This is a genomic window from Pseudomonas sp. JAI120 (assembly GCF_014207255.1).
In the GTDB taxonomy this organism is placed as follows: domain Bacteria; phylum Pseudomonadota; class Gammaproteobacteria; order Pseudomonadales; family Pseudomonadaceae; genus Aquipseudomonas.
Map to the genome: position 1 here is coordinate 1,120,650 of NZ_JACHCZ010000002.1, position 11,868 is coordinate 1,132,517.

The following is an 11,868-nucleotide window of genomic DNA, read 5'->3' on the forward strand; positions in this document are numbered from 1 at the left end:
GCGCCTATGACCAACATCCCGCACACTCAAATCACCGAACCCGCCGTCACCTGCTCGACCTGCGCGGCCTGCTGCTGCCAGCTGGAAGTGATGCTGATCACCGACACCGGCGTGCCGGAGCGCTATATCGACACTGACGATTGGGGCGGTGAAGTGATGCTGCGCCTGGACGACGGCTGGTGCGCGGCACTGGATCGCGACACGATGATGTGCACGATCTACGAGCGTCGGCCGCTGATTTGCCGCGAGTTCGAGATGGGCGCACCGGAGTGCCTGACCGAGCGCGAAGGAATCGCCACGGCCTACCGCTGATCTCAGGCCAGTGAAGACCTTAATGTGGGAGGGGGCTTGCCCCCGATAGCGGAGTGTCAGTCGCGGAATTTGCCAACTGATCCATCGCCATCGGGTTCAAGCCCCCTCCCACACTGTTTTGCAGCGTTCCTGGGAATTACAGCGGCATGGTGTAGTGCAGCGAGTAACTTTCTACACCATCGTTATTGCTGCTGATCCCGGCATTGGAGTAGTGCGTGGCGCGAATGCCCACTTCATGCCCACCGGTGAAGCGCAGGCCGAAACCCAAGCGGTCTTCGAACTGAAAAGCCTGGCCGATGTTGTTGTCTTCCAGCTTGGTACGGGAAAACACCGCTACACCGATCCCGGCTTCGATGTAGGGCTTGACCGACTGGCCGGCAAACTCATACACGAATACCGGCGAGAACGACAGGCTGCTGGCGCCTGCACGGTCATCACCTTCCCAATAGGTATAGGCGCCGCTCCAATAGCCGGTCAGGCGACCGACGTCACTCTGCATCCAGCTTTTGTCCCAATCCGAGGTCAGGCCCAGCCGATAGGTCAACGTCGAATCACTGGTGCTGCCAACCCCAAACTCCAGGCCTGCGGCCTGGGTCGAAACAGAGTGTCCCACCACTACAGCCGCAATCGCGGCCAAACAGAACAAGCGCTTCATAAGAAACAGTCCTTTGAAAACGAAGTTGTATGATTTTTTACAGGCCATCTCGCTATAGAAGCTGACGTACACTCAGAAGTTCAGCGACATTTAACGAAATTTTCACGACCCGAAGCTTCGCACAACTCCAGAATGTTTCCATAGTGTCGGTAGGATATTTCTTAGGTGATACACATCGCCACTGGTCCAGAACTGTGTCGGCTCAGGATCGCCGAGGGCCAGCAGATTGCGTTCGCCCAGCAAACGCTTGAGCTGCCGCGCGACGGCAGCGCCGGTGTCGATGAGGATGATGCTGGCGGGCAGCATCTGCGCCAGAAGCGGCTTGAGGAAGGGATAGTGGGTGCAGCCGAGGATGATGGTGTCGCAGCCGGCGCTGAGCAGCGGGTCGATATAGCCCTGCAACAACTGACGCAGGCTCGGGCTATCCAGATCACCGGTTTCAATCAGCTCCACCAGGCCCGGGCACGGCTGGGTGATCACCCGCACATCGGTGGCAAACCGATCGAGCAGCGCGGCGAACTTGGCGCTTTGCAGGGTACCGGTAGTGGCGAGCACCCCGACCACGCCACTGCGAGTGGCAGCCGCAGCGGGTTTGACCGCAGGCTCCATGCCCACCAGGGGCCAATCGGGGTAGTCCTGGCGCAAATCCGCGACAGCCGCGACGGTTGCGGTGTTGCAGGCGATCACAAAAGCCTTGGCGCCCCGCTCGCGGAAAAACTCGGCAACCGACCGGGAGCGCCCAAGAATGAACGCGGGGGTTTTCTCGCCGTAGGGGATATGTCCGCAATCGGCGACGTACAACAGTGACTCATGGGGCAGCAATTGCTGAATCTCATCCAGCACCGACAAGCCGCCGACGCCGGAATCGAACACACCGATCGGCGCGTCCTTACCCATGTCGCGTCCCGCAGACACTGCAACCGGGATCACGCTTGACCCGCAATTCGCGAAAGCGAGTGCTCAATGCGTCAATCAGCAGCAAGCGCCCCACCAGCGGCTCGCCGAAACCAGCCAGCAACTTCAAGGCCTCCAGGGCTTGCAGGCTGCCGACCAGGCCCACCAGTGGGCCGACCACGCCCGCTTCGCTGCAGGTGAGTTCAGTGTCACTGCCGTGCCCGTATAAGCAGTGGTAGCACGGGCTGTCGGCCCGACGTGGATCGAATACTGACAGCTGCCCTTCAAGACGAATCGCCGCGCCGCTGATCAATGGCTTGCACGCCGCCACGCAGGCGGCATTGACCGCCTCGCGGGTGGAGAAGTTGTCGCTGCAATCGAGTACCACGTCCACGGCCGCCACGGCCGCCGCCAAGGTATCGGCATCCAGCGCGATGCGATGGGCGACCAATTTGATTTCGGGGTTGAGGGCGCTCAGGCGATGGATGGCCGAGTCGACCTTGGCCTGCCCGACGCTGTCGGTGTCATGGATGATCTGGCGTTGCAGGTTGGTGAGGTCGACGGTGTCGAAATCCGCCAGGTGCAATTCGCCGACGCCAGCGGCGGCCAGGTACATCGCCACCGGGGCACCCAGGCCACCGAGGCCGACGATCAACGCACGGGCGTTTTTCAGGCGCAATTGGCCGTCGATGTCGACATGCTGCAACAGAATCTGTCGGCTGTAGCGCAACAGCTCCTGATCGGTCAGCACGGCCAGCGTCCCAGGGAGATGCGTTCGTGACCGCCAAGGTCGATGCGGCTGTGCACCTGCTCGAAGCCTTGGCTCAGCAACAGGTCGCGCACCGCGGCGGCCTGGTCGTAACCGTGCTCCAGCAGCAGCCAGCCGGCGGCGTTCAGGTGGGCCGGGGCCTGGGCGGTGATCAGCCGCAGATCGTCCAAACCATCATGGCCCGCCACCAGGGCGCTGGCCGGTTCAAAACGCACATCGCCGGCCACCAGGTGCGGATCATTGTCGGCGATGTAGGGCGGGTTGCTGATGATCAGATCGTAAGTGTGGCCTGCCAGGGCGCTGAACCAATGGCTGTTGAGCACCGTGGCGTTATTAAGGTGCAGGCGCTGGCGATTGCGCTCGGCCAGGGCCACGGCTTCCAGCACGCGGTCGACGGCCGTGACGTGCCAGGCCGGGCGCTCGCTGGCCAGGGCCAGGGCGATGGCGCCGCTGCCGGTGCCCAGGTCGAGGACCTTGACGGGGGTGGCCGGTAACAATTCCAGGGCCGCTTCCACCAGCAGCTCGGTGTCCGGACGCGGGATCAGCGTGTGGGGCGCGACCTCCAGGTCCAGCTTCCAGAAACCTTGCTGGCCGAGGATATAGGCCACCGGCTCGCCGGCGCGGCGGCGTTGCAGGTAGCCGGCAAACACCAGGGCGTGTTCGCTGCTGACGATTTTTTCCGGCCAGGTGTGCAGGTAGCTGCGGGACTTGCCCAAGGCAGCCGCCAACAGCAGTTCGGCATCCAGGCGCGCCGTGGGCGAGTCGGGCAGGTCGGCGGCGCGCAGCAGGCTGGCGATAATGGTCATTTATTCACCTATCGCCGCCAGCTGATCGGCCTGGTATTCGGCGAGCAATGGCTCGATCACCGCATCCACGCCACCAGCCAGAATCTCGTCCAGCGAGTAAAGGGTGAGGTTGACCCGGTGGTCGGTGACCCGGCCCTGGGCAAAGTTGTAGGTACGGATGCGCTCGGAGCGGTCGCCCGAGCCCACCAGCAATTTGCGCTCGCTGGCAATCGCGTTGGCGGCGGCGCTTGTCTGCTGGTCATTCAGCTTGGCCGATAGCCAGGACATGGCCCGCGCACGGTTCTTATGCTGGGAGCGCTCTTCCTGGCACTCCACCACGATGCCCGATGGCAAGTGGGTGATACGGATCGCCGAGTCCGTCTTGTTGACGTGCTGACCACCGGCGCCCGACGAGCGGTAGGTGTCGACCCGCAGGTCGGCTGGGTTGATCTCGATAGCTTCCTGCTCGTCCGGCTCAGGCAACACGGCCACGGTGCAGGCCGAGGTGTGGATACGGCCCTGAGATTCCGTCGCCGGAACCCGCTGCACGCGATGGGCACCGGACTCGAACTTCAGTTTGCCATAGACGTTGTCGCCTTGGACCCGCGCAATGACTTCTTTATAGCCGCCGTGCTCGCCCTCGTTCTCGGACAGGATCTCGACCCGCCAGCCGCGACGCTCGGCATAACGCGAATACATGCGGAACAGGTCGCCGGAGAAAATCGCCGCTTCATCACCGCCGGTGCCGGCACGGATCTCGAGAAACACGTTGCGCCCGTCATTGGGGTCCTTGGGCAGCAGCATGCGTTGCAGGTCGCCTTCCAGCTCGGCCAACTTTTCCTTGGCTTCGCGGACTTCTTCCACGGCCATTTCACGCATGTCCGGGTCGCTGTCCTTGAGCAGTGCCTGGGCACCTTCGAGGTCGGCCTGCACTTTGGTGAGGTTTTTGTAAGTAGCCACAATGGGCTCAACTTCGGCGTATTCCTTGGAATAGGCGCGGAATTTGGTCTGATCGGAGATGACCTCGCCATCGCCGAGCAAGGCGGTCAGTTCTTCGAAACGGTCCTGGAGGACGTCCAGTTTATTGAGCAGTGACGCTTTCATTGCGATTTTTTATCCGAAGAGCTGGGCGCGCCCTCACCGAGGGCAAAGAGTTCCTGGGCCATGGCCAGCGCATCGAGGCGGCCTTCGGCAGTCAGTTTTTTTAATTGTACGCTGGGCGCATGCAGCAACTTGTTGGTCAGGCCGCGGGCCAGCTGCATCAGCACCTCCTCGGCGCTGCTGCCGTTGGCGAGCAGGCGCTGGGCCTTGATCAACTCTTCATCACGCAGGCGTTCGCCCTGCTGACGATACGCCTTGAGCACGTCCACCGCTGCCAGTTCACGCAGGCGCACCATGAACTCTTCGGCGCCGATGCTGACCATCTCCTCAGCAGCCTGGGCAGCGCCCTGGCGACTCTTGAGGTTTTCGGCCACCACTTCATGCAGATCGTCGACGCTGTAGAGGTAAACGTCGTCCAACTCGCCGACTTCGGGCTCGATATCCCGCGGAACGGCGATATCGACCATGAAGATCGGCTTGTGCTTGCGCAGTTTCAGCGCGCTTTCTACCGCGCCCTTGCCGAGGATCGGTAGCTGGCTGGCGGTGGAGCTGATGACGATATCGCTGCGCACCAGTTCGGCCGGGATGTCCGACAGCAGCACCGCGTGGGCGCCGAACTGCTCGGCGAGGATGCTGGCGCGCTCCAGGGTACGGTTGGCGACCACGATGCGCTTCACGCCCAGGTCATGCAGGTGGCGGGCAACCAGGGTGATGGTCTCGCCGGCGCCGATCAACAGCGCCTGGCTGCGCTGCAAGTCGCTGAAGATCTGCTTGGCCAGGCTGACGGCGGCAAACGCCACGGACACCGGGTTTTCACCGATGGCAGTATCGGTACGCACCTGCTTGGCGGAATTGAAAGTGGCCTGGAACAGACGGCCCAGCAGCGGACCGACGGTGCCGGCCTCGCGCGCCACGGCGTAGGCGGACTTCATCTGGCCCAGGATCTGCGGCTCGCCCAACACCAGCGAATCGAGACCGGATGCCACACGCATCATGTGACGAACTGCCGCATCGTCTTGGTGCACATAGGCGCTAGCGCGCAGATCTTCGAGGCTTAAATGGTGATAATCGGCCAGCCAGCGCAGTACCACATCCGCTGAAAGATGTTCCTGCTCTATATAAAGCTCACTGCGATTGCAGGTCGAAAGGATCGCAGCTTCGCGGCTGTCGGTGAGACGGCAGAGCTGCTGCAAGGCCTCAACCAACTGCTCTGGCGTAAACGCCACGCGCTCGCGCACGTCTACGGAAGCAGTCTTGTGGTTAATACCGAGTGCGAGGAAGGCCATTCAATATCGCTGATGATGTCGGGAAGCCGACAATTGTCCTACTTCGAAAGATTCAGAACAACCACCGTCGTCTATTGTCCTAGTAGCTTATGCCTATAAAAAGGCCATCTGTAGGCGCAAGCCTGCTCGCGATGGTCGTGAACCATGACGCGGCCTCCTGATAAAACGCGTTGTCCTCAGGCTTATCGCGAGCCAGCTCGCTCCTACACGGTTATGTTTGACCGAAGGCTTGTGTCATGATGATCCGACCGCAGGTTAGTCGTCCTCTTCCTATATGAATAGATCCTCCGCGTTGCTCCTTGCTTTTGTCTTCCTCAGCGGCTGCCAGGCCATGGCACCCGTGTCGCCGGACGGTACACCGCCGGTGGAAGACAGCACCCCCGCCCCTGAAAAGCCCAAGGTTTATTCCTCGTTCAGTGAAGAAACGGTGTTCAGCCTGCTCAGTGCGGAACTGGCCGGCCAGCGCAATCGCTTCGATATTGCGCTGGATAATTATGTGACCCAGGCCATCAACACTCAGGATCCGGGGATTTCCGAGCGGGCGTTCCGTATTGCCGAGTACCTGGGGGCCGATCAGGCCGCACTGGATACCTCGCTGATCTGGGCAAAGAACGCGCCGGACGATCTGGAGGCACAACGGGCAGCGGCCATTCAACTGGCCCGCGCCGGGCGCTATGACGACTCCATGGTCTATATGGAGAAAGTCCTGCAGGGCAAGGGCGACACCCATTTCGACTTCCTCGCGCTGTCGGCTGCCGACACCGACCAGGACACCCGAAACGGCCTGATGAAGAGTTTCGACCGCCTGCTGCAAAAACACCCGAAGAACAGTCAACTGGTGTTCGGCAAGGCCCTGCTGCTGCAACAGGATGATGAAGCCGAAGCCGCATTGAAGCTGCTGGAACAGAACCCGCCGGAAGACGGCGAGATCGCGCCGATTCTGCTGCGCGCGCGCCTGCTGCAGAACCTCAACCGCGGCAAGGAAGCGATTCCACTGCTGGAAAAAAGCATCAAGAAATATCCGGACGACAAGCGCCTGCGCCTGACTTACGCGCGCACGCTGGTGGAGCAGGACCGAATGGAGGACGCCAAAGTGCAGTTCGCCAACCTGCTCCAGCAATACCCGGACGACGATGAACTGCGTTACTCCCTGGCGCTGGTGTGCCTGGAAGCCAAGGCCTGGGACGAGGCCAAGGGTTATCTGGAAGAGCTGATCGAGCGCGAAAGTCATGTCGACTCGGCGCACCTGAACCTGGGCCGCATCGCTGAAGAGCGCAACGCCCCCCAAGCCGCCCTGCTTGAATACGCACAAGTCGGGCCAGGCAACGACTACCTGCCGGCCCAACTGCGCCAGGCCGACATCCTGATGAGCAACGGGCGTACCGATGAGGCAGAAAAACGCCTGGCTGCTGCACGGGATGCCGAACCGGACTACGCGATCCAGCTTTACCTGATCCAGGCGGAGACCTTGTCAGCCAATAATCAGGGCGAGCGCGCCTGGAAGGTGCTGCAACAAGCCTTGCTGCAATTCCCCGACGATTTGAACCTGCTGTACACCCGCGCCATGCAGGCGGAAAAACGCAATGACCTGGCGCAGATGGAAAAAGACCTGCGCCTGATCATCAAGCGTGACCCGGACAACGCCATGGCCCTCAATGCCCTGGGCTACACCTTGTCCGACCGCACCACGCGTTACGACGAAGCCAAGGTATTGATCGAACAAGCGCACAAGCTCAACCCGGAAGACCCGGCTGTACTCGACAGCCTGGGCTGGGTGAACTATCGCCTGGGCAACCTCGACGAAGCCGAACGCTTGCTGCGCCAGGCCCTGGAGCGCTTCCCCGATCAGGAAGTCGCTGCACACCTGGGCGAGGTGCTGTGGGCCAATGGCAAGCAGCGCGAAGCCCGCCAAATCTGGGAAAAATTCCTCAAGGAACAACCCGAAAGCCCCATCCTGCGCGGCACCATCAAGCGCCTGACCGGATCCGAGACCCTTTAAGCTTATGTTCTTGCGCCACGTTATCGTTTTCAGCTTCATTGCCCTGCTCGCCGGTTGCGCGGGCTTCGGTGCCCGCGAATCCGTTGAGGGCCAGGGCAACCCGGCGCAATGGAAGCAGCACAAGGATCAGCTCGCCAGCATCGACGGCTGGCAGATCGAAGGCAAAGTCGGGGTTCGCGCACCGAAAGACTCCGGCAGCGGCACCCTGTTCTGGCTGCAACGCCAGGACTACTACGACATTCGCTTGTCCGGCCCCTTGGGACGTGGCGCCGCTCGCCTTACGGGTCGCCCAGGACAAGTCAGCCTCGAAGTCGCCAATCAGGGTCGCTATGAGGCCACATCGCCCGAAGCGCTGCTGGAAGAACAGATTGGCTGGAAACTGCCTGTCTCGCATCTGGTGTGGTGGGTCCGCGGCCTGCCTGCGCCGGACAGCAAGAGCCGCCTGAGCCTTAACGGTGACAGCCGCCTGGCCACCCTGGAACAAGATGGCTGGCAGGTCGAGTACCTCAGCTACGTGGAACAGGGCGGTTATTGGTTGCCAGAGCGTATCAAGCTGCATGGCACCGACCTGGACGTCACGCTGGTGATCAAGGACTGGCAACCGCGCAAGCTGGGGCAATAACGTGGCCGTAGAAAGACTGACCCTGCCCTCGCCGGCCAAACTCAATCTGATGCTGCACATTCTCGGTCGCCGTGAAGACGGCTATCACGAGTTGCAGACGCTGTTTCAATTTCTCGACTACGGCGATGAGCTCACCTTCGCCCTGCGCGACGATGGCGTGATCCAGTTGCACACTGAATTCGAAGGCGTGCCCCACGACAGCAATCTGATCGTGAGAGCCGCCAAAAAACTCCAGGAGCAGTCCGGCTGTTCCCAGGGCATCGATATCTGGATCGATAAAATTTTGCCCATGGGTGGCGGAATCGGTGGTGGCAGCTCGAATGCCGCGACCACACTGCTGGGACTGAACCACTTGTGGCAACTGGGCTGGGACCATGATCGCCTGGCTGCGCTGGGCCTCACGCTGGGCGCCGACGTCCCGGTTTTCGTGCGTGGACACGCCGCTTTTGCTGAGGGTGTGGGGGAAAAACTCACCCCGGAATACCCCGAAGAGCCGTGGTATGTCGTGCTTGTCCCGCAAGTATCTGTAAGTACAGCAGAAATTTTTTCAGATCCGCTGTTGACACGTAACTCTCCTCCCATTAAAGTGCGCCCCGTTCCCAAGGGAAACAGTCGAAATGACTGCTTACCGGTTGTAGCAAGGCGTTATCCAGAGGTACGTAACGCTTTGAATTTGTTAGGTAAATTTACCGAAGCAAAATTAACCGGAACTGGAAGTTGTGTGTTTGGGGGCTTCCCAAGCAAAGCTGAAGCTGATAAAGTCTCGGCCCTTCTTACAGAGACCCTTACAGGGTTTGTAGCAAAGGGAAGCAACGTTTCGATGTTGCATCGCAAGCTGCAAAGTCTGCTCTAAAAGGAATCGAGTACTGGGTACTCGTTGCAACAGATACAGGGGCGTCGCCAAGCGGTAAGGCAGCAGGTTTTGATCCTGCCATGCGTTGGTTCGAATCCAGCCGCCCCTGCCATTTTCTAATACTCATCCAGGTTACCCTCAGCCTCTAGGTACTGCGCGTGTCCAAGATGATGGTCTTTACGGGGAACGCCAACCCCGATCTGGCTCGACGTGTCGTACGTCAGCTGCATATCCCTCTCGGTGACATCTCTGTCGGTAAATTCTCCGACGGCGAAATTACAGCCGAGATCAATGAAAACGTCCGCGGTAAAGACGTCTTCATTATCCAGCCGACCTGCGCTCCGACCAACGATAACCTGATGGAACTCGTCGTGATGGCTGATGCCTTCCGCCGCTCCTCAGCGACTCGAATCACAGCTGTAATCCCTTACTTTGGTTATGCACGTCAGGATCGCCGTCCGCGTTCCGCACGTGTGGCTATCAGCGCGAAAGTCGTTGCTGACATGCTCACCGTGGTAGGCATCGACCGTGTGCTCACGGTTGACCTGCACGCTGACCAAATCCAGGGGTTCTTCGATATTCCGGTAGATAACATCTACGGCTCCCCCGTATTGGTGGATGACATCGAAGACCAGCGCTTTGAAAACCTGATGATTGTGTCCCCGGACATTGGTGGCGTCGTGCGTGCACGGGCTGTTGCCAAATCCCTGGGCGTGGACCTCGGGATCATCGACAAACGCCGCGAGAAAGCCAATCACTCTGAAGTGATGCATATCATCGGTGATGTCGAAGGGCGTACCTGTATTCTGGTTGATGACATGGTCGACACCGCCGGCACCCTGTGCCACGCGGCCAAAGCCTTGAAAGAGCACGGTGCAGCTAAAGTCTTCGCCTACTGCACACACCCTGTGCTGTCGGGCCGAGCGATCGAGAACATCGAGAACTCCGTGCTGGACGAACTGGTGGTGACTAACACCATCCCGTTGTCCGCCGCTGCTCAAGCCTGTGCGCGTATCCGTCAACTGGATATCGCGCCGGTAGTTGCCGAAGCGGTTCGCCGCATCAGCAACGAAGAATCGATCAGCGCGATGTTCCGCTAAGGGTCAAACCTTCGGAACACCTCACTGACGAAAAGCGCCCCGCCCCAGCATACTGTTGGGGCGGGGCTTTTTTGCCCATATCGCCTTTAGCGCTGGTCGCAAACGCTGAGGCGAATGTGGTTATTTTGGAGATACAACATGAACGATTTTACTCTGAATGCTGAAGTGCGTTCCGACCTGGGGAAAGGTGCGAGCCGCCGCCTGCGTCGTCTCGCAAGCCTGGTTCCAGCTGTAGTTTACGGTGGCGACAAAGCCCCTGAATCCATCAGCATGCTGGCTAAAGAAGTTGCCAAACTGCTCGAAAACGATGCGGCCTACAGCCACATCATCGAGCTGAACGTTGGTGGCAAAAAGCAGAACGTCATCATCAAGGCCCTGCAACGTCACCCAGCTAAAGGCCACGTGCTGCACGCTGACTTCGTACGCGTCGTAGCGGGTCAGAAACTGACCGCTATCGTACCTGTGCACTTCGTGGGTGAAGAAGCTCCGGTCAAGAAAGGCGGCGAAGTCTCGCACGTTGTTGCTGAAATCGAAGTGACCTGCCTGCCGAAAGACCTGCCTGAGTTCATCGAAGTCGACCTGTCGGCTCTGGAAATCGGCGACATCATTCACCTGTCCGACCTCAAGGCCCCTAAAGGCGTTGAGTTCGTTGCACTGGCTCACGGTGATGACAAAGCTGTTGCAAACGTACACGCTCCACGCGTTGCTCCAGAAGCTGAAGAAGGCGCTGCAGAGTAATTCACTCTGTATTGCCGGAGCTTGAGGAAACATCGCGGACCGAAACGTAGCGAGAAAGCGGGCGATAACGCGAAGTTTATCTCTGGATAAGTTAGCTCCTGTCGTCCACTTTCGCCGCACTCAGGTCAGGCGATGTTATCCACAACTCCAAAGGAAGGGCCCCTGTCGTGACTGCCATTAAACTGATCGTTGGCCTGGGAAATCCAGGCGCCGAATACGAACAGACCCGGCATAACGCGGGGGCCCTTTTTGTTGAGCGCATCGCCCACGCCCAAGGTGTAAACCTGGTGGCCGATCGCAAATATTTTGGCCTGACCGGGCGCTTCTCGCACCTGGGTCAGGATATTCGTCTGTTGATTCCCACCACCTACATGAACCGCAGCGGCCAGGCTGTCGCGGCGCTTGCGGGCTTCTTCCGGATCAAACCCGAGGAAATCCTGGTGGCCCATGACGAACTGGACCTGCCACCCGGTGTTGCCAAGCTCAAGCAAGGCGGCGGGCATGGCGGGCACAATGGCCTGCGCGACATTATCGCGCAGTTGGGCAATCAGAATAATTTTTACCGCCTGCGGCTCGGCATAGGCCACCCAGGCGTCGCCAGTATGGTTTCAAATTTCGTCCTGGGTCGTGCGCCACGCGCCGAACAGGAAAAACTCGATGCCAGCATCGACTTTGCCCTCGGCGTGCTGCCGGATATCTTCGCCGGTGAATGGAACCGCGCGATGAAAAACCTGCACAGCCAGAAGGCCTGACT

General features: G+C 60.0%; 13 protein-coding genes and 1 tRNA gene. 8 read left to right on the forward strand and 6 right to left on the reverse strand.

The window, feature by feature from the left end:
- The first annotated feature begins 6 nt into the window (after positions 1–6).
- Positions 7–312 (forward strand): YkgJ family cysteine cluster protein, encoded by a 306-nt coding sequence (locus HDC32_RS17120; protein WP_016977069.1) that lies wholly within the window; start codon positions 7–9, stop codon positions 310–312.
- 136 nt (positions 313–448) lie between these two features.
- Here the strand turns inward: HDC32_RS17120 and HDC32_RS17125 are convergent, their stop codons facing one another.
- The 6 genes from HDC32_RS17125 to hemA all read right to left on the reverse strand — a co-directional run bounded on the left by HDC32_RS17125 (position 449) and on the right by hemA (position 5,802).
- Positions 449–967 carry an acyloxyacyl hydrolase gene (locus HDC32_RS17125; RefSeq protein ID WP_131698522.1) on the reverse strand — a complete coding sequence of 173 codons (519 nt, stop codon included), beginning with the start codon at positions 965–967 and terminating at the stop codon, positions 449–451.
- 102 nt (positions 968–1,069) lie between these two features.
- Positions 1,070–1,864, reverse strand: a complete 795-nt coding sequence (gene murI / locus HDC32_RS17130) for a glutamate racemase (protein WP_184744871.1) — start codon at positions 1,862–1,864, stop codon at positions 1,070–1,072.
- The gene (locus HDC32_RS17135; protein WP_131698524.1) at positions 1,857–2,612 is read right to left on the reverse strand and encodes a molybdopterin-synthase adenylyltransferase MoeB; all 756 of its coding nucleotides are present in this window, start codon (positions 2,610–2,612) and stop codon (positions 1,857–1,859) included. Before HDC32_RS17135 ends, murI begins: the two co-directional genes overlap by 8 nt.
- Positions 2,606–3,436 (reverse strand): peptide chain release factor N(5)-glutamine methyltransferase, encoded by an 831-nt coding sequence (gene prmC / locus HDC32_RS17140; RefSeq protein ID WP_184744872.1) that lies wholly within the window; start codon positions 3,434–3,436, stop codon positions 2,606–2,608. Before prmC ends, HDC32_RS17135 begins: the two co-directional genes overlap by 7 nt.
- Positions 3,437–4,519 (reverse strand): peptide chain release factor 1, encoded by a 1,083-nt coding sequence (gene prfA, locus HDC32_RS17145; RefSeq protein WP_184744873.1) that lies wholly within the window; start codon positions 4,517–4,519, stop codon positions 3,437–3,439. It lies immediately after the preceding gene.
- The gene (hemA, locus tag HDC32_RS17150; RefSeq protein WP_131698526.1) at positions 4,516–5,802 is read right to left on the reverse strand and encodes a glutamyl-tRNA reductase; all 1,287 of its coding nucleotides are present in this window, start codon (positions 5,800–5,802) and stop codon (positions 4,516–4,518) included. Before hemA ends, prfA begins: the two co-directional genes overlap by 4 nt.
- Before the next feature lie 274 nt (positions 5,803–6,076).
- Between hemA and HDC32_RS17155 the strand changes: the two genes are divergently transcribed.
- The 7 genes from HDC32_RS17155 to pth all read left to right on the forward strand — a co-directional run bounded on the left by HDC32_RS17155 (position 6,077) and on the right by pth (position 11,866).
- Complete coding sequence (locus HDC32_RS17155; RefSeq protein ID WP_131698527.1) at positions 6,077–7,801, forward strand: tetratricopeptide repeat protein; 1,725 nt, start codon at positions 6,077–6,079, stop codon at positions 7,799–7,801.
- A 4-nt stretch (positions 7,802–7,805) separates the two neighbouring features.
- On the forward strand, positions 7,806–8,423 hold the full coding sequence (lolB, locus tag HDC32_RS17160) for a lipoprotein insertase outer membrane protein LolB (protein WP_131698528.1): 618 nt from the start codon (positions 7,806–7,808) through the stop codon (positions 8,421–8,423).
- 49 nt (positions 8,424–8,472) lie between these two features.
- A complete protein-coding gene (gene ispE / locus HDC32_RS17165; RefSeq protein ID WP_205885421.1) occupies positions 8,473–9,276 on the forward strand; it encodes a 4-(cytidine 5'-diphospho)-2-C-methyl-D-erythritol kinase in 804 nt (267 codons plus the stop codon).
- A gap of 37 nt (positions 9,277–9,313) precedes the next feature.
- A tRNA-Gln gene (locus HDC32_RS17170) sits at positions 9,314–9,388 on the forward strand.
- 46 nt (positions 9,389–9,434) lie between these two features.
- Complete coding sequence (locus HDC32_RS17175; RefSeq protein WP_003171603.1) at positions 9,435–10,376, forward strand: ribose-phosphate pyrophosphokinase; 942 nt, start codon at positions 9,435–9,437, stop codon at positions 10,374–10,376.
- A gap of 138 nt (positions 10,377–10,514) precedes the next feature.
- Positions 10,515–11,114, forward strand: a complete 600-nt coding sequence (locus HDC32_RS17180) for a 50S ribosomal protein L25/general stress protein Ctc (protein WP_131698529.1) — start codon at positions 10,515–10,517, stop codon at positions 11,112–11,114.
- Positions 11,115–11,281: 167 nt separating this feature from the next.
- Positions 11,282–11,866: an aminoacyl-tRNA hydrolase gene (pth, locus tag HDC32_RS17185; RefSeq protein ID WP_131698530.1), complete on the forward strand. Its 585-nt coding sequence runs from the start codon at positions 11,282–11,284 to the stop codon at positions 11,864–11,866.
- Positions 11,867–11,868: the final 2 nt, after the last annotated feature.

Excerpts from the sequence above, each read along its gene's own strand:
- HDC32_RS17180 (WP_131698529.1), top strand. The coding sequence starts at position 10,515 with ATGAACGATTTTACTCTGAATGCTGAAGTGCGTTCCGACCTGGGGAAA.
- HDC32_RS17125 (WP_131698522.1), bottom strand. The coding sequence starts at position 967 with ATGAAGCGCTTGTTCTGTTTGGCCGCGATTGCGGCTGTAGTGGTGGGA.
- prmC (WP_184744872.1), bottom strand. The coding sequence starts at position 3,436 with ATGACCATTATCGCCAGCCTGCTGCGCGCCGCCGACCTGCCCGACTCG.
- HDC32_RS17155 (WP_131698527.1), top strand. The coding sequence starts at position 6,077 with ATGAATAGATCCTCCGCGTTGCTCCTTGCTTTTGTCTTCCTCAGCGGC.
- prfA (WP_184744873.1), bottom strand. The coding sequence starts at position 4,519 with ATGAAAGCGTCACTGCTCAATAAACTGGACGTCCTCCAGGACCGTTTC.
- murI (WP_184744871.1), bottom strand. The coding sequence starts at position 1,864 with ATGGGTAAGGACGCGCCGATCGGTGTGTTCGATTCCGGCGTCGGCGGC.
- hemA (WP_131698526.1), bottom strand. The coding sequence starts at position 5,802 with ATGGCCTTCCTCGCACTCGGTATTAACCACAAGACTGCTTCCGTAGAC.
- ispE (WP_205885421.1), top strand. The coding sequence starts at position 8,473 with ATGCTGCACATTCTCGGTCGCCGTGAAGACGGCTATCACGAGTTGCAG.
- HDC32_RS17120 (WP_016977069.1), top strand. The coding sequence starts at position 7 with ATGACCAACATCCCGCACACTCAAATCACCGAACCCGCCGTCACCTGC.
- lolB (WP_131698528.1), top strand. The coding sequence starts at position 7,806 with ATGTTCTTGCGCCACGTTATCGTTTTCAGCTTCATTGCCCTGCTCGCC.